We start from the raw sequence: 14,177 nt of genomic DNA, 5'->3' as shown, positions 1-14,177 counted from the left end.
TCAGACCCCCTGACCGGCCCGCGCACGCAGCATGGCGGCCGGGGCGACGTCCTCCAGGGGCAGACCGCGGCGAGCCGCGATCTCCTCGGGACGGACGAGGTCCTTCAGCGCCTGCATGGTCGCGTGGACGATGTTGATCGGGTTCGAGGACCCGAGGCTCTTGGACAGGATGTCGTGGATGCCGGCGCACTCGAGCACGGCGCGCACCGGACCACCGGCGATGACACCGGTACCGGGGCTGGCCGGCTTCAGCAGCACGACACCAGCAGCCGCCTCACCCTGCACCGGGTGCGGGATGGTGCTGGCGATGCGGGGCACCTTGTAGAAGTGCTTCTTGGCCTCCTCGACGCCCTTGGCGATCGCCGCGGGCACCTCCTTGGCCTTGCCGTAGCCGACACCCACGGTGCCGTTGCCGTCGCCCACGATGACCAGCGCGGTGAAGCTGAAGCGCCGACCGCCCTTGACGACCTTCGACACGCGGTTGATGGCCACCACGCGCTCGATGAACTGGCTCTTCTCGGCGGTACCGCCACCGGGGCCGCGGCCGCCGTCACGGCGGTCACGACGGTCGTTGCCGCCGCCGGCACCGCCGGGGCCACCCGTCCCGCCGGCGCCACCGCCGCGTCGCTGTGGTCCTGGCATCAGACGTCCCTCTCGATCTGCTCAGTGATGGTGCTCATCAGAAGTCCAGCCCGCCTTCGCGGGCGCCGTCCGCCAGGGCGGCGATGCGCCCGGCGTACCGGTTGCCGCCACGGTCGAAGACGACGGCGGCGATGCCGGCGGCCTTGGCGCGCTCGGCGACCAGGGCACCGACCTGCCGGGCGAGGGCGGACTTGTCGCCCTCCGCGCCCTTCAGGCTGGCGTCCATGGTCGACGCACTGGCCAGGGTACGGCCCACGGTGTCGTCGACGACCTGGACGTGGATGTGCCGGGAGCTGCGCTTGACGACCAGACGCGGGCGCTCCGGCGTGCCACCCACCCGCTTGCGCAGGCGGTTGTGCCGGCGCAGCCGCGAGACGCGGCGCGCGGTGCTGACATCGGTGCCGACGGGCTTGTGCACCCGGACACCCTTCTCGGTCTTGGCTGCCTGTGCCATCACTTGCCCGTCTTCCCGACCTTGCGCTTGACGACCTCGCCCTGGTACCGCACGCCCTTGCCCTTGTACGGGTCGGGCTTGCGGATCTTGCGGATCTTGGCGGAGACCTCGCCGACCTGCTGCTTGTCGATGCCGCTCACCCGCAGGCGGGTGGGGGCCTCGACGGTGAAGGAGATCCCCTCGGGGGCCTTCACCAGCACCGGGTGGCTGAAGCCGAGGGCGAACTCGAGGTCCGACCCACGGGCCTGCACGCGGTAGCCGACGCCGACGATCTCCAGGGTCTTCTCGTACCCCTGGGTGACGCCGGTGATCATGTTGGCGATGAGCGAGCGGGACAGGCCGTGCAGGGCCCGGCTCTCGCGCTCGTCGTTGGGACGCTGCACCAGCAGCGCGCCGTTCTCACCGTGCTCGACGGTGATGGGAGCTGCCAGCGTGTGGCTGAGCTTCCCCTTCGGGCCTGAGACGTTGACCGTTCGCCCGTCGATGGCGACGTCAACCCCGCTCGGCACCGGAATCGGGAGTCGTCCGATCCGTGACATGTCTGCTCGCTCCTCTTACCAGACGTAGGCGAGGACTTCCCCACCCACGCCCTTCTTGTTCGCCTGCTTGTCGGTCAGCAGCCCGGTGGAGGTGGAGATGATCGCCACCCCGAGGCCGCCCAGGACCTTGGGCAGGGCAGTCGACTTCGCGTAGACACGCAGGCCGGGCTTGGACACCCGACGGACACCGGCGATGCTGCGCTCGCGGTTCGGGCCGTACTTGAGGGAGACCACGAGCTCCTTGCGGACGTGGCCCTCGACCTCGACGTCGTTGACGGTCCAGCCGCCGATGTAGCCCTCCTGCTGGAGGATCGCGGCGACCTTCGTCTTGAGCTTCGACGACGGCATGGCCGCGGCGTCGTGGTACGCCTGGTTGGCGTTGCGGATCCGCGTGAGCATGTCCGCGATCGGGTCGGTCATCGTCATGGGTGCGTCGTGCCTCTCTCACCGCGGTTCCGCACGCTGTCGTGCGCGGGCCTCTCGGCGACGTGGGTGGTGCTCCGGGGCGTACCCGGGAGCGAGTGGCCCGCCCCGTGCGGGGCGGGCCGTACTGCGTCTGTTACCAGCTCGACTTGGTCACGCCGGGCAGCTCGCCCGCGTGCGCCATCTCCCGCAGGCAGATCCGGCACAGGCCGAACTTGCGGAAGACCGCGTGCGGCCGGCCGCACCGCTGGCAACGGGTGTAGCCGCGGACGGCGAACTTCGGCGTGCGAGCCGCCTTGTTGACAAGGGCCTTCTTGGCCATCTCTTGGTCTCCTACCTTCTACGCAGACCGCGTCAGCGGGTGGCGTTCACGACGGTCTGGCCGGCGAAGGGGAACCCGAGCAGCGACAGCAGCTCCCGGCCCTCCTCGTCGGTGGTGGCGGTGGTCACCAGGGTGATGTCCATGCCGCGGGGCCGGTCGATCTTGTCGACGTCGATCTCGCGGAACATCGACTGCTCGGTCAGACCGAACGTGTAGTTGCCGTGGCCGTCGAACTGCTTGGGGTTCAGGCCACGGAAGTCACGGATGCGGGGCAGGGCCAGCGACAGCAGCCGGTCCAGGAACTCCCACATGCGGTCGCCGCGGAGGGTCACCTTCGCGCCGATCGGCATGCCCTCGCGCAGCTTGAACTGCGCGATCGACTTCCGGGCCCGCACGACGGCGGGCTTCTGGCCGGTGATGGCGGTGAGGTCGCGGACCGCGCCGTCCATCAACTTGGCGTCACGGGTGGCCTCGCCGACGCCCATGTTGACCACGATCTTCACGAGACCGGGGATCTGCATGACGTTGGGGTAGCCGAACTCGGACTGGAGGGCCGGCGCGATCTCCTCGCGGTACCGGGCCAGCATGCGGGGCAGCTCACGGGTGGGTGCGCTCATGGTGATCAGAGGTCCTTACCGGTGCGCCGCGAGACCCGGATGTTGCGGCCTTCCTCGTCCTTGCGGTAACCGACCCGGGTCGGCTTGTCCTCGGAGTCGATCACCATCACGTTGCTCACGTGGATGGCGGCCTCCTGCGTGACGATCCCGCCCTGCTGGGCACCGCGCTGGGTGGTGCTGATCCGGGTGTGCTTCTTCACCCGGCCGATGCCCTCCACCAGGACCTTCTGGGTCCGGGGGAAGGCCGCGATGACGCGGCCCTTGGCACCCTTGTCCTTGCCGGCCAGGACGACGACGGAGTCGCCCTTCTTGACCTTCATCGACGGGGTCTTCCCGCTCGTCGGCTGAGCCATGATCACAACACCTCCGGAGCGAGCGAGATGATCCGCATGAAGCGCTTGTCGCGCAGCTCCCGGCCGACGGGGCCGAAGATGCGCGTGCCGCGCGGGTCGCCGCTGTCGCGGATGATCACCGCGGCGTTCTCGTCGAAGCGGATGTAGGAGCCGTCCGGACGACGGCGCTCCTTGACCGTGCGGACGATGACGGCCTTGACCACATCGCCCTTCTTGACGCCTGCGCCCGGCAGCGCGTCCTTAACGGTGGCGACGATGACGTCACCGATGCCCGCGTAGCGACGCCCCGAGCCACCGAGCACGCGGATGCACAAGATCTCCTTGGCCCCGGTGTTGTCGGCGACCCTGAGCCGCGACTCCTGCTGGATCACTTCCTGCTCCTGAATCTGAGTGGCGACAGCCGGACCGGATCGGTGAACCGGCTGTCCGGCACCCACGTGCGGACGCACCGGCAGCGAGCGCCGCCGGTGCGTCCGTGCACGGGTACCGGGATGCGGCGAGCTCCGAAGAGCGCACCAGTCGTCCAGGGTACTCCCTGCTCACCGACCCCGAGAGGCCGGTTGTCGACTTCTTACTTGGCCTTCTCCACGACCGTCACCAGACGCCACCGCTTGGTGGCGGAGGTGGGGCGCGTCTCCATGATCTGCACCCGGTCGCCGATGCCGGCGGTGTTCTGCTCGTCGTGCGCCTTCAGCTTGCTGGTGCGACGCAGAACCTTGCCGTACAGCCCGTGCTTCACGCGGTCCTCGACCTCGACGACGATGGTCTTGTCCATCTTGTCGCTGACGACCAGGCCCTCACGGACCTTGCGGTAGCCACGCCCGGCCAGGCCGGGGCCGGTCGAGGTATCGGCGGTGTTGGTGACCTCGCTCATGCGACACCCTCGTTCGGGGCGACCGAGAGACCGAGCTCGCGCTCGCGCATGATCGTGTAGATCCGGGCGATGTCGCGGCGGACGGTCTGCAGTCGCCGGTTGTTGTCCAGCTGGCCGGTGGCCACCTGGAACCGCAGGTTGAACAGCTCTTCGCGCGACTCGCGCAGCCGGGTGGCCAGCTCGTCGGCGGACAGCTCGCGCAGCTCAGGCGCAGTGAGGCCGGCGGCCATCACACCTCTCCTTCGCGAGTGATGAAGCGGCACTTCATGGGGAGCTTGTGGATCGCGCGGCGCATGGCCTCGCGGGCCACCGGCTCGGCGACACCCGACAGCTCGAACATGATCCGACCGGGCTTGACGTTCGCCACCCACCACTCGGGCGAGCCCTTGCCGGAACCCATGCGGGTCTCGGCCGGCTTCTTCGTCAGCGGGCGGTCGGGGTAGATCGAGATCCACACCTTGCCGCCACGCTTGATGTGACGCGTCATGGCGATACGAGCGGACTCGATCTGCCGGTTGGTCACGTACGCGGGCTCGAGAGCCTGGATCGCGAAGTCACCGAAGTTGATCGCGGTGCCGCCCTTGGCCCGCCCGGTGCGGTCGGGGTGGTGCTGCTTGCGGTGCTTGACCCGACGTGGGATGAGCACTGGTCAGCCCTCCGTGTTCTCGGCGCCGGCGGCCTTCGCGGCCGCGGTGCCCTCGGCACCAGCGGCCTCGCCGATGCTCTGCGCGGGAGCAGCCTCACCCGAGACGACGGCGACGGCGCTGGTGGCGTCCGCGGGAGCCTCGGCCGGCTGCTCGGTGGAGACCGGGGCGTCAGCCGCAGCGCGGCCTGCCTCGGTGCCCCCGGCAGTGGTGCCGGACGAGCCGGACCGCCGCTGGGGACGCTGGGCGCGCTCACGGCGCTGCTGACGCTGCGCGAGGGCCTCGAGGGCCTCCCGCTCCGCGCGCGAACCGCTGGCGTCGCCCTTGTAAATCCAGACCTTCACACCGATGCGGCCGAAGGTCGTGCGGGCCTCGTAGATGCCGTAGTCGATGTTCGCCCGGAGCGTGTGCAGCGGCACGCGGCCTTCGCGATAGAACTCCGAACGGCTCATCTCGGTGCCGCCGAGGCGACCCGAGCACTGCACCCGGATGCCCTTGACCTGCGGGCTGCGCTGCGCGGACTGCATCGCCTTGCGCATGGCACGACGGAAGCTGACCCGGCTGGAGAGCTGCTCGGCGACACCCTGGGCGACCAGCTGCGCGTCGGACTCGGGGTTCTTCACCTCGAGGATGTTCAGCTGCACCTGCTTGCCGGTGAGCTTCTCCAGCTCACCGCGGATGCGGTCGGCCTCCGCACCACGGCGACCGATGACGATGCCCGGCCGGGCGGTGTGGATGTCCACTCGGACCCGGTCACGGGTGCGCTCGATCTCCACCTTCGAGATACCGGCGCGCTCCATGCCCTTGCCCATGAGCTTCCGGATGGCCACGTCTTCCTTGACGTAGTCGGCGTACAGCTTGTCCGCGTACCACCGGGACTTGTAGTCGGTGGTGATGCCGAGCCGGAACCCGTGCGGGTTGACCTTCTGACCCACTAGCGGGTCCCTCCCCTCGTGTTGCTCTTCTGCTGCTGGGTGGCCGGGCCAGACTGCCCGGTCTCCCGACGTGCCTTGCGCGACCGCAGTGCCAGCTCAGCGCTCGAGCTCACCTCGGTCACCTCGACGGTGATGTGGCTGGTCCGCTTGTTGATGCGGAACGCCCGGCCCTGCGCACGCGGACGGATCCGCTTGAGCGTGGGGCCCTCGTCGACGAACGCGGCGCTGACGACCAGCGCTGCGGGGTCCAACTGCAGGTTGTGCTCGGCGTTGGCGACCGCGCTGGCGACGACCTTGGCCACCGGCTCGCTGGCGGTCTGCGGGGTGAAGCGCAGCAGTGCCAGGGCCTCGTCGGTCGGCAGGTAGCGGATCATGTCCACCACCCGGCGGGCCTTCATGGGGGTGACGCTGACGAACCGGGCCGTGGCCCGGGCGACCGGCATCTCCTGTCCCAACTGGGAAGTCATCTGGGTCTCTTCTCTACCTGGTCGTCGCTCAGCCGCGCCGCGACCGGCGGTCGTCCTTGACGTGCCCACGGAAGGTGCGCGTGGGCGCGAACTCGCCGAGCTTGTGCCCGACCATCGCCTCGGTGACGAACACCGGGACGTGCTTGCGGCCGTCGTGCACGGCGATCGTGTGCCCGAGCATGTCGGGGATGATCGTCGAACGCCGCGACCAGGTGCGGATGACGTTCTTGGTGCCCTTGTCGTTCTGGACGTCCACCTTGGCGAGCAGGTGGTCGTCGACGAACGGGCCCTTCTTGAGGCTGCGTGGCATGTCTGTCGGACTCCTCTACCCGCTCAGCGCTTCTTGTTGGTGCGCCGGCGGCGCACGATCAGGGCATCACTGGCCTTGCGCTTGCGCGTCCGGCCCTCCGGCTTGCCCTTCGGGTTGACCGGGTGCCGGCCACCGGAGGTCTTGCCCTCACCACCACCGTGCGGGTGGTCCACCGGGTTCATGGCGACACCACGGACGGTCGGGCGCTTGCCCTTCCACCGCATCCGGCCGGCCTTGCCCCAGTTGATGTTCGACTGCTCGGCGTTGCCGACCTCGCCGATGGTGGCGCGGCAGCGGACGTCGACGTTGCGGATCTCGCCCGAGGGCATCCGCAGCTGGGCGAAACGACCCTCACGGGCGACCAGCTGGACGCTGGTGCCGGCCGAGCGGGCGATCTTGGCCCCGCCACCGGGCCGCAGCTCGATGGCGTGGATGACCGTGCCGACCGGGATGTTGCGCAGCGGCAGGTTGTTGCCCGGCTTGATGTCGGCCGCCGGGCCGCACTCGACCGTGTCGCCCTGCTTCAGCTTCGCCGGGGCGATGATGTAGCGCTTCTCCCCGTCGGCGAAGTGCAGCAGCGCGATGCGCGAGGTGCGGTTCGGGTCGTACTCGATGTGCGCGACCTTGGCCGGCACACCGTCCTTGTCGGCCCGGCGGAAGTCGATGAGGCGGTAGGCGCGCTTGTGCCCACCGCCCTGGTGACGAGCAGTCACACGACCGTGGACGTTGCGCCCGCCACGACCGTGCAGCGGTCGGACCAGCGACTTCTCGGGATGGTCGCGGGTGACCTCGGCGAAGTCGGCGACGGACGAGCCGCGGCGGCCCGGCGTCGTCGGCTTGTACTTACGGATGGCCATGGTTCCTCAGAGTCCCTGTCTGTTCTCTCTGGTCCGATCGGTGGTCACCGGCGCTCAGGCGCCGGGTCCACCGAAGAGCTCGATGCGGTCACCGGGGGCAACGGAGACGATGGCGCGCTTGGTGTCCTTGCGCTTCCCCATCACAGCGCCCTTGGAGCGCTTCCTCTTCCCCTGGCGGTTGATCGTGTTGACGGCGAGGACCTTCACGTTGAAGACCTGCTGCACAGCGATCTTGATCTGGGTCTTGTTCGCGTCGGGCCGGACGATGAACGTGTACTTGTTCTCGTCCAGCAGCCCGTAGCTCTTCTCCGAGATGACCGGGGACAGCAGCACGTCCCGGGGGTCGCGGACGCTCATGCCTTCTCCTCGGACGTCTCGGTCGTGGTGGCCGGCGCGATCGAGGGCACGTCGCCGTCGATCTCGTGGGTCTCCAGGTCGGGGAGCTCGGCCGAGGAGGCCGCGCCCTTGCCGCCCCGGGCCGGGCCGGTGACGTACTCGGTGAGCGCGGTCTCGGTGAAGACGACCTCGTCGGACACCAGCACGTCGTAGGTGTTCAGCTGACCGGCCTCGATCAGGTGCACCCGCGGCACGTTGCGCAGGCTGACCCAGTTGAGGACGTCGTCGCGGTCGAGGACGACCAGCACGCGCTTGGCGGTGCTGATCGCGTCCAGGACCTTGAGCGCGGCCTTGGTCGAGGGCGCGTCGCCGTCGACGAACGCGGAGACGACGTGCACGCGGCCGTCACGAGCCCGGTCGGAGAGGGCACCGCGCAGGGCGGCGGCCTTCATCTTCTTGGGCGTCTTCTGCTCGTAGTTCCGCGGCTGCGGACCGTGCGAGATGCCACCGCCGGTGAACTGCGGCGAACGCAGCGAACCCTGACGGGCACGGCCGGTGCCCTTCTGGCGGTACGGCTTGGCGCCGGTACCGCTGACCTGGGCACGCGTCTTGGTCGAGTGCGTGCCCTGGCGGGCCGCGGCCAGCTGGGCCACGACGACCTGGTGCAGCAGCGAGACGTTGGCCGGGGCGTCGAACAGCTCGCCGGGCAGCGTGACGCTGCCGGAGGTCTCCCCCGCCGGCGTCCGGACGTCGACCTGGCGGTCGGACCGGGTGCCGACCGGACCTGCCGATGTCGATACGGTCACTTCGCGTCACTCCCTACGGGGCCGCCCTTGACCGCGGAACGGACGAGCAGGAGCCCGCCGCGCGGACCGGGGACAGCGCCCTTGATCAGGACCAGGCCCTTCTCCGTGTCGACCTGGTGGACCTTCAGCGAGAGCGTGGTCGTGGTGACCGCGCCCATGCGCCCGGCCATGCGGACGCCCTTGAAGACACGACCCGGGGTGGAGGCCCCGCCGATCGAGCCGGGGGCGCGGTGCTTGCGGTGGGTGCCGTGGCCGGCGCCGAGGCCCTTGAAGCCGTGACGCTTCATGACGCCGGCGGTGCCCTTGCCCTTGCTGGTGCCGATGACGTCGACCTTGGCCACGTCGGAGAAGACCTCGGCGGTCAGCTCCTGCCCGACCGAGTAGTCGGCGGCGTCCTCGGTGCGCAGCTCGACCAGGTGCCGTCGCGGGGTGACGCCTGCCTTGGCGAAGTGCCCGCCCTCGGGCTTGTTCACCTTGCGGGGGTCGATCGCACCGAAACCGAGCTGGACGGCGGAGTAGCCGTCCTTCTCAGGGGTGCGCACCTGGGTGACCACGCACGGGCCCGCCTTGATGACGGTCACCGGCACGATGCGGTTGTTCTCGTCGAATACCTGGGTCATCCCCAGCTTCTCGCCGAGGAGACCACGGAATGTGCTCGCCATGTCTGGGACAGCCCTTACTGGATGTTGACGTCGACCGAGGCCGGCAGGTCGATGCGCATCAGCGCGTCGACCGTCTTCGGCGTCGGGTCGAGGATGTCGATGAGCCGCTTGTGCGTACGCATCTCGAAGTGCTCGCGCGAGTCCTTGTACTTGTGCGGCGAGCGGATGACGCAGTACACGTTCTTCTCCGTCGGCAGCGGCACCGGGCCGACGACGCGCGCTCCGGTCTTCGTCACCGTGTCCACGATGCGCCGAGCCGAGGCATCGATGGCCTCGTGGTCGTAGGCCTTCAGCCGGATGCGGATCTTCTGTCCCGCCATCGGTTGTCTTCGCTCCTGCCGATCGGTTGTGAAAGTACAAGTGGGTCTGCTGACCCGGGGTCGGGTCTCCCGACCCGGTTGACGGGCGGCGGCCGAACCGGCCGCCGCCCGTCGAGGTGTCACTGGTTGATCTTGACGACCCGGCCGGCGCCGACGGTGCGGCCACCCTCGCGGATCGCGAAGCGCAGGCCTTCCTCCATGGCGATGGGCTGGATCAGCTCCACCGACATCTCGGTGTTGTCACCCGGCATGACCATCTCGGTGCCCGCAGGCAGCGTGACGACGCCGGTGACGTCCGTCGTCCGGAAGTAGAACTGCGGACGGTAGTTGTTGAAGAACGGCGTGTGCCGACCACCCTCGTCCTTCGAGAGGATGTAGACCGAGCCCTCGAAGTTCGTGTGCGGGGTGATGGAACCCGGCTTCACGACGACCTGGCCACGCTCGACGTCCTCGCGCTTGATGCCGCGCAGCAGCAGGCCGACGTTGTCCCCGGCCTGGCCCTGGTCGAGCAGCTTGCGGAACATCTCGACGCCGGTGACGGTCGTCTTGGTCGAGTTCGGGCGGATGCCGACGATCTCGATCTCCTCGGAGACCTTGACGATGCCGCGCTCGACGCGGCCGGTGACGACCGTGCCACGGCCGGTGATCGTGAAGACGTCCTCGACGGGCATGAGGAACGGCTTGTCGATCTCACGCTCGGGCTCGGGGATCGCCGTGTCGACGGCGTTCATGAGCTCCATGAGCTTGTCGCCCCACTCGGCGTCGCCCTCGAGGGCCTTCAGCGCCGAGACGCGGACCACGGGGACGTCGTCGCCCGGGAACTCGTACTCGGACAGCAGCTCGCGGACCTCCAGCTCGACGAGCTCGAGGATCTCCTCGTCGTCGACCATGTCGGCCTTGTTCAGCGCCACCACGATGTAGGGGACGCCGACCTGGCGGGCCAGGAGCACGTGCTCCTTGGTCTGCGGCATCGGGCCGTCGGTGGCGGCGACCACCAGGATGGCGCCGTCCATCTGCGCGGCACCGGTGATCATGTTCTTGATGTAGTCGGCGTGCCCGGGGCAGTCGACGTGCGCGTAGTGCCGGTTCTCGGTCTGGTACTCGACGTGGGCGATCGAGATCGTGATGCCGCGAGCCTTCTCCTCGGGCGCCTTGTCGATCATGTCGAACGCGGACGCCTCGTTGAGGTTCGGGAACTTGTCGTGCAGCACCTTGGTGATCGCCGCGGTCAGCGTCGTCTTGCCGTGGTCGATGTGCCCGATGGTGCCGATGTTGACGTGCGGCTTGGTCCGCTCGAACTTGGCCTTGGCCACTGGGTTCCTCTCGTCGATTCTTCGCAGTCGTTCGCGTGTCTGGGGTGCGAGCTCACGCTCGCGGTGGCCGGCGGGTGGACCGCCGTCCGGTTACTCGCCGGTCGCCTTGGCGATGATCTCCTTGGCGACGTTGGCCGGGACCTCGGCGTAGGTGTCGAACACCATGGTGTAGCTCGCCCGCCCCTGAGTGCGGCTGCGCAGGTCGCCCACGTAGCCGAACATCTCCGACAGCGGCACCAGGGCCCGGACGACGCGAGCGCCGGAACGCTCCTCCATCGCCTGGATGGTCCCGCGGCGGGAGTTCAGGTCGCCGATGACGTCGCCCATGTTCTCTTCCGGGGTGACGACCTCGACCGCCATCATCGGCTCCAGCAGGGCCGGGCTGGCCTTGCGGGCGGCCTCCTTGAAGGCGATCGATCCGGCGATCTTGAAGGCCATCTCCGAGGAGTCGACCTCGTGGTACTGGCCGTCCAGGAGCGACGCCTTGACGCCGACCATGGGGTAGCCGGCGAGGATGCCGTACTGCATGGCGTCCTGCATGCCGGCGTCGACCGACGGGATGTACTCCCGCGGGATGCGCCCACCCGTGACCTTGTTCTCGAACTCGTAGGTCGCCGAGTCGCCGCTCATCTCCAGCGGCTCGAGGGCGATCTGCACCTTCGCGAACTGGCCGGAGCCACCCGTCTGCTTCTTGTGCGTGTAGTCGTAGCGCTCGACGGCCTTGCGGATCGTCTCACGGTAGGCCACCTGCGGCTTGCCGACGTTGGCCTCGACGTTGAACTCACGCCGCATGCGGTCGACCAGGATCTCCAGGTGCAGCTCACCCATGCCGGAGATGACCGTCTGACCGGTCTCCTCGTCGAGGCGGACCTGGAACGTCGGGTCCTCCTCGGCCAGCTTCTGGATGGCCGTGCCCAGCTTCTCCTGGTCGCTCTTCGTCTTCGGCTCGATGGCGACCGAGATGACCGGCGCCGGGAAGGTCATCGACTCGAGGATGACCGGCTTCTGCGGGTCGCAGAGCGTGTCACCCGTCGTGGTCTGCTTCATGCCGTTGACGGCGACGATCTCGCCGGCGCCCACGCCCTGGCGCTCTTCGCGCTTGTTGGCGTGCATCTGGTAGATCTTGCCGACCCGCTCCTTGCGGTCCTTGGTGCTGTTGAGCACCGGGGAACCCGCGTCGAGCTTGCCGGAGTAGACCCGGATGTAGGTGAGCTTGCCGAGGTGCTGGTCCGTCTGGATCTTGAAGGCCAGCGCGGAGAAGGGCTCGTTCTCGTCGGCGTGCCGCAGGACCTCGGTCTCGCCGTCGAGCGCGGTGCCGACGATGGCCTCGACGTCCAGCGGGCTGGGCAGGTAGTCGACGACCGCGTCGAGCAGGGGCTGCACGCCCTTGTTCTTGAAGGCCGTACCGGTCAGGACCGGGTTCACCTGGCCGGCGATGGTGGCCTTGCGGATGGCTGCCTTGAGCCGGTCGACGGCGATCTCCTCGCCGGCGAGGTAGTCCTCCATCAGCGAGTCGTCGAAGTCCGCGATGTTCTCGAGGAGCTTCTCGCGGTACTCCGCAGCCTGGTCGGCCAGCTCGGCGGGGATGTCCTCGATGGCGTAGTCCTCGCCCATCTTGGTCTCACCGCGCCAGGTCAGGGCCTTCATCTGGACCAGGTCGACGACGCCGATGAAGTCGGCCTCGGCACCGATCGGCAGCTGCAGCACCAGCGCGTTGGCGTTGAGCCGCTCCACCATCATGTCGACGCAGCGGAAGAAGTCGGCGCCGGTGCGGTCGAGCTTGTTCACGAAGCACATGCGCGGGACGCTGTACTTCTCGGCCTGGCGCCAGACCTGCTCGGTCTGCGGCTCCACGCCGGCGACACCGTCGTAGACGGCGACCGCACCGTCGAGCACCCGCAGCGACCGCTCCACCTCGACGGTGAAGTCGACGTGACCCGGGGTGTCGATGATGTTGATGTCGTGGTCGTTCCAGGAGCACTTCGTCGCGGCGGACGTGATGGTGATGCCGCGCTCCTGCTCCTGCTCCATCCAGTCCATCGTGGCCGCGCCGTCGTGGACTTCACCGATCTTGTAGTTGATACCGGTGTAGAAGAGGATCCGCTCGGTCGTCGTCGTCTTGCCGGCGTCGATGTGCGCCATGATCCCGATGTTGCGGGTCTTGGCGAGTTGGGCCTCGTTCTGGGCCATTACGTCACTCCTCTTCGTTCTCGTCCGTGCGCGGTGTCCGGGGGTCGCCCGGTTCCACCGCGGGCAGCGGCTGCTGATGGACTGGCGTCACCAGCGGTAGTGCGCGAAGGCCTTGTTCGACTCGGCCATCTTGTGCGTGTCCTCGCGGCGCTTGACCGCGGCACCGAGGCCGTTGCTGGCGTCCAGCAGCTCGTTCATGAGGCGCTCGGTCATCGTCTTCTCGCGACGCGCTCGGCTGTACTGGATGAGCCAGCGCAGGCCGAGGGTCGTGCTGCGGGAGGGGCGGACCTCGATCGGCACCTGGTAGGTCGCACCACCGACGCGGCGGCTGCGCACCTCGAGGGCGGGCTTCACGTTGTCCAGCGCGCGCTTGAGTGTGACGACCGGGTCGGTGTCGTTCTTCGCCCGGACGCCCTCGAGGGCGCCGTAGACGATCGCCTCGGCGACAGAGCGCTTGCCGTCCACGAGCACTTTGTTCACCAGCTGGGTGACCAGCGGCGACTGGTACACCGGGTCGGCGATGAGCGGACGCTTCGGCGCGGGGCCCTTGCGCGGCATTAGCTCTTCTCCTTCTTCGCGCCGTACCGGCTGCGAGCCTGCTTGCGGCCGCGGACACCCTGGGTGTCCAGCGAACCACGGATGATCTTGTAGCGGACGCCGGGCAGGTCCTTCACCCGGCCGCCACGCACGAGCACCATCGAGTGCTCCTGCAGGTTGTGGCCGACGCCCGGGATGTAGGCGGTCACCTCGACACCGCTGGTGAGGCGCACGCGAGCGACCTTGCGCAGCGCCGAGTTCGGCTTCTTCGGCGTCGTCGTGTAGACGCGCGTGCACACGCCGCGGCGCTGAGGGGATCCCTTCAACGCCGGGGTCTTGGTCTTCTCGACCTTGTCCTCGCGGCCCTTGCGGACCAGCTGCTGGATCGTGGGCATGGGTGGCCTGGATCTCCTGCCTGCGCTGGGTCGTGCTGTGGATGTGGTGCACTGCCTGTGGTGTGCCCGGTGGCCCGGCCCTACCGAGTCTGCCCGCGACCCACCCTCCGACCCCCGCGCTCGGGCGTGTCGCCCTCCGCGAGAACCGGCCAGTTGATCGAACCGGACTCGTTGCCCCTCG

The 14,177-nt window shown here is 68.7% G+C and carries 23 protein-coding genes; all 23 read right to left on the bottom strand.

Annotated features, from left to right (window positions below):
* Positions 1-642 carry a 30S ribosomal protein S5 gene (rpsE, locus tag IN07_RS05790; protein ID WP_036334292.1) on the bottom strand — a complete coding sequence of 214 codons (642 nt, stop codon included), beginning with the start codon at positions 640-642 and terminating at the stop codon, positions 1-3.
* Between the two features lie 37 nt (positions 643-679).
* Complete coding sequence (gene rplR, locus IN07_RS05785) at positions 680-1,096, bottom strand: 50S ribosomal protein L18 (protein WP_081975217.1); 417 nt, start codon at positions 1,094-1,096, stop codon at positions 680-682.
* Positions 1,096-1,635, bottom strand: coding sequence for a 50S ribosomal protein L6 (gene rplF, locus IN07_RS05780; RefSeq protein ID WP_036334290.1), 540 nt, complete (start codon positions 1,633-1,635; stop codon positions 1,096-1,098). The genes rplR and rplF overlap by 1 nt, the downstream gene beginning before the upstream one ends.
* Positions 1,636-1,650: 15 nt before the next feature.
* Positions 1,651-2,061, bottom strand: a complete 411-nt coding sequence (gene rpsH, locus IN07_RS05775; protein ID WP_036334288.1) for a 30S ribosomal protein S8 — start codon at positions 2,059-2,061, stop codon at positions 1,651-1,653.
* Positions 2,062-2,194: 133 nt separating this feature from the next.
* The gene (locus IN07_RS05770; protein ID WP_036334286.1) at positions 2,195-2,380 is read right to left on the bottom strand and encodes a type Z 30S ribosomal protein S14; all 186 of its coding nucleotides are present in this window, start codon (positions 2,378-2,380) and stop codon (positions 2,195-2,197) included.
* Between the two features lie 32 nt (positions 2,381-2,412).
* The gene (rplE, locus tag IN07_RS05765; RefSeq protein ID WP_036334284.1) at positions 2,413-2,997 is read right to left on the bottom strand and encodes a 50S ribosomal protein L5; all 585 of its coding nucleotides are present in this window, start codon (positions 2,995-2,997) and stop codon (positions 2,413-2,415) included.
* Positions 2,998-3,002: 5 nt separating this feature from the next.
* Positions 3,003-3,350: a 50S ribosomal protein L24 gene (rplX, locus tag IN07_RS05760; RefSeq protein WP_442928849.1), complete on the bottom strand. Its 348-nt coding sequence runs from the start codon at positions 3,348-3,350 to the stop codon at positions 3,003-3,005.
* A gap of 2 nt (positions 3,351-3,352) precedes the next feature.
* Positions 3,353-3,721 carry a 50S ribosomal protein L14 gene (gene rplN, locus IN07_RS05755; RefSeq protein WP_026844850.1) on the bottom strand — a complete coding sequence of 123 codons (369 nt, stop codon included), beginning with the start codon at positions 3,719-3,721 and terminating at the stop codon, positions 3,353-3,355.
* A gap of 200 nt (positions 3,722-3,921) precedes the next feature.
* Positions 3,922-4,224, bottom strand: coding sequence for a 30S ribosomal protein S17 (gene rpsQ, locus IN07_RS05750; protein WP_036334280.1), 303 nt, complete (start codon positions 4,222-4,224; stop codon positions 3,922-3,924).
* Positions 4,221-4,454: a 50S ribosomal protein L29 gene (gene rpmC / locus IN07_RS05745; RefSeq protein WP_014742850.1), complete on the bottom strand. Its 234-nt coding sequence runs from the start codon at positions 4,452-4,454 to the stop codon at positions 4,221-4,223. The genes rpsQ and rpmC overlap by 4 nt, the downstream gene beginning before the upstream one ends.
* Positions 4,454-4,870, bottom strand: a complete 417-nt coding sequence (gene rplP, locus IN07_RS05740; RefSeq protein ID WP_014742851.1) for a 50S ribosomal protein L16 — start codon at positions 4,868-4,870, stop codon at positions 4,454-4,456. Before rplP ends, rpmC begins: the two co-directional genes overlap by 1 nt.
* Positions 4,871-4,873: 3 nt before the next feature.
* Positions 4,874-5,803, bottom strand: coding sequence for a 30S ribosomal protein S3 (gene rpsC / locus IN07_RS05735; protein ID WP_036334278.1), 930 nt, complete (start codon positions 5,801-5,803; stop codon positions 4,874-4,876).
* The gene (gene rplV / locus IN07_RS05730; protein WP_036334276.1) at positions 5,803-6,270 is read right to left on the bottom strand and encodes a 50S ribosomal protein L22; all 468 of its coding nucleotides are present in this window, start codon (positions 6,268-6,270) and stop codon (positions 5,803-5,805) included. Before rplV ends, rpsC begins: the two co-directional genes overlap by 1 nt.
* Before the next feature lie 28 nt (positions 6,271-6,298).
* Positions 6,299-6,580: a 30S ribosomal protein S19 gene (gene rpsS, locus IN07_RS05725; RefSeq protein ID WP_036334275.1), complete on the bottom strand. Its 282-nt coding sequence runs from the start codon at positions 6,578-6,580 to the stop codon at positions 6,299-6,301.
* 23 nt (positions 6,581-6,603) lie between these two features.
* A complete protein-coding gene (rplB, locus tag IN07_RS05720; protein ID WP_036334274.1) occupies positions 6,604-7,437 on the bottom strand; it encodes a 50S ribosomal protein L2 in 834 nt (277 codons plus the stop codon).
* A gap of 54 nt (positions 7,438-7,491) precedes the next feature.
* Positions 7,492-7,794 (bottom strand): 50S ribosomal protein L23, encoded by a 303-nt coding sequence (rplW, locus tag IN07_RS05715; RefSeq protein WP_014742856.1) that lies wholly within the window; start codon positions 7,792-7,794, stop codon positions 7,492-7,494.
* Positions 7,791-8,579: a 50S ribosomal protein L4 gene (gene rplD, locus IN07_RS05710; protein WP_036334272.1), complete on the bottom strand. Its 789-nt coding sequence runs from the start codon at positions 8,577-8,579 to the stop codon at positions 7,791-7,793. Before rplD ends, rplW begins: the two co-directional genes overlap by 4 nt.
* The gene (rplC, locus tag IN07_RS05705; RefSeq protein WP_036334270.1) at positions 8,576-9,241 is read right to left on the bottom strand and encodes a 50S ribosomal protein L3; all 666 of its coding nucleotides are present in this window, start codon (positions 9,239-9,241) and stop codon (positions 8,576-8,578) included. Before rplC ends, rplD begins: the two co-directional genes overlap by 4 nt.
* 14 nt (positions 9,242-9,255) lie before the next feature.
* The gene (rpsJ, locus tag IN07_RS05700; RefSeq protein WP_014742859.1) at positions 9,256-9,561 is read right to left on the bottom strand and encodes a 30S ribosomal protein S10; all 306 of its coding nucleotides are present in this window, start codon (positions 9,559-9,561) and stop codon (positions 9,256-9,258) included.
* A gap of 119 nt (positions 9,562-9,680) precedes the next feature.
* Positions 9,681-10,874, bottom strand: coding sequence for an elongation factor Tu (gene tuf / locus IN07_RS05695; protein ID WP_036334269.1), 1,194 nt, complete (start codon positions 10,872-10,874; stop codon positions 9,681-9,683).
* Positions 10,875-10,964: 90 nt separating this feature from the next.
* On the bottom strand, positions 10,965-13,064 hold the full coding sequence (gene fusA / locus IN07_RS05690) for an elongation factor G (RefSeq protein WP_036334268.1): 2,100 nt from the start codon (positions 13,062-13,064) through the stop codon (positions 10,965-10,967).
* Positions 13,065-13,151: 87 nt separating this feature from the next.
* A complete protein-coding gene (gene rpsG / locus IN07_RS05685) occupies positions 13,152-13,622 on the bottom strand; it encodes a 30S ribosomal protein S7 (RefSeq protein WP_036334267.1) in 471 nt (156 codons plus the stop codon).
* The gene (gene rpsL, locus IN07_RS05680; RefSeq protein WP_036334266.1) at positions 13,622-13,996 is read right to left on the bottom strand and encodes a 30S ribosomal protein S12; all 375 of its coding nucleotides are present in this window, start codon (positions 13,994-13,996) and stop codon (positions 13,622-13,624) included. Before rpsL ends, rpsG begins: the two co-directional genes overlap by 1 nt.
* Between the last annotated feature and the right edge of the window lie 181 nt (positions 13,997-14,177).

Origin of the sequence: Modestobacter caceresii (genome assembly GCF_000761485.1) — a bacterium.
Classification (GTDB): Bacteria; Actinomycetota; Actinomycetes; order Mycobacteriales; family Geodermatophilaceae; genus Modestobacter; species Modestobacter caceresii.
This window is presented reverse-complemented; position numbering and strand designations above follow the sequence as displayed.

What these genes read in the sequence shown, in the direction of transcription:
- rpsJ (WP_014742859.1), bottom strand. Translation starts at nt 9,561, where the DNA reads ATGGCGGGACAGAAGATCCGCATCCGGCTGAAGGCCTACGACCACGAG.
- rpmC (WP_014742850.1), bottom strand. Translation starts at nt 4,454, where the DNA reads ATGGCCGCCGGCCTCACTGCGCCTGAGCTGCGCGAGCTGTCCGCCGAC.
- rpsG (WP_036334267.1), bottom strand. Translation starts at nt 13,622, where the DNA reads ATGCCGCGCAAGGGCCCCGCGCCGAAGCGTCCGCTCATCGCCGACCCG.
- rplV (WP_036334276.1), bottom strand. Translation starts at nt 6,270, where the DNA reads ATGACTTCCCAGTTGGGACAGGAGATGCCGGTCGCCCGGGCCACGGCC.
- rplR (WP_081975217.1), bottom strand. Translation starts at nt 1,096, where the DNA reads ATGGCACAGGCAGCCAAGACCGAGAAGGGTGTCCGGGTGCACAAGCCC.
- rplB (WP_036334274.1), bottom strand. Translation starts at nt 7,437, where the DNA reads ATGGCCATCCGTAAGTACAAGCCGACGACGCCGGGCCGCCGCGGCTCG.
- rpsE (WP_036334292.1), bottom strand. Translation starts at nt 642, where the DNA reads ATGCCAGGACCACAGCGACGCGGCGGTGGCGCCGGCGGGACGGGTGGC.
- rpsL (WP_036334266.1), bottom strand. Translation starts at nt 13,996, where the DNA reads ATGCCCACGATCCAGCAGCTGGTCCGCAAGGGCCGCGAGGACAAGGTC.
- rpsH (WP_036334288.1), bottom strand. Translation starts at nt 2,061, where the DNA reads ATGACGATGACCGACCCGATCGCGGACATGCTCACGCGGATCCGCAAC.
- rpsQ (WP_036334280.1), bottom strand. Translation starts at nt 4,224, where the DNA reads ATGAGCGAGGTCACCAACACCGCCGATACCTCGACCGGCCCCGGCCTG.
- rpsS (WP_036334275.1), bottom strand. Translation starts at nt 6,580, where the DNA reads ATGCCACGCAGCCTCAAGAAGGGCCCGTTCGTCGACGACCACCTGCTC.
- rplF (WP_036334290.1), bottom strand. Translation starts at nt 1,635, where the DNA reads ATGTCACGGATCGGACGACTCCCGATTCCGGTGCCGAGCGGGGTTGAC.
- rplE (WP_036334284.1), bottom strand. Translation starts at nt 2,997, where the DNA reads ATGAGCGCACCCACCCGTGAGCTGCCCCGCATGCTGGCCCGGTACCGC.
- IN07_RS05770 (WP_036334286.1), bottom strand. Translation starts at nt 2,380, where the DNA reads ATGGCCAAGAAGGCCCTTGTCAACAAGGCGGCTCGCACGCCGAAGTTC.
- rplW (WP_014742856.1), bottom strand. Translation starts at nt 7,794, where the DNA reads ATGAGCGTCCGCGACCCCCGGGACGTGCTGCTGTCCCCGGTCATCTCG.
- fusA (WP_036334268.1), bottom strand. Translation starts at nt 13,064, where the DNA reads ATGGCCCAGAACGAGGCCCAACTCGCCAAGACCCGCAACATCGGGATC.
- rplX (WP_442928849.1), bottom strand. Translation starts at nt 3,350, where the DNA reads ATGGCTCAGCCGACGAGCGGGAAGACCCCGTCGATGAAGGTCAAGAAG.
- rplC (WP_036334270.1), bottom strand. Translation starts at nt 9,241, where the DNA reads ATGGCGAGCACATTCCGTGGTCTCCTCGGCGAGAAGCTGGGGATGACC.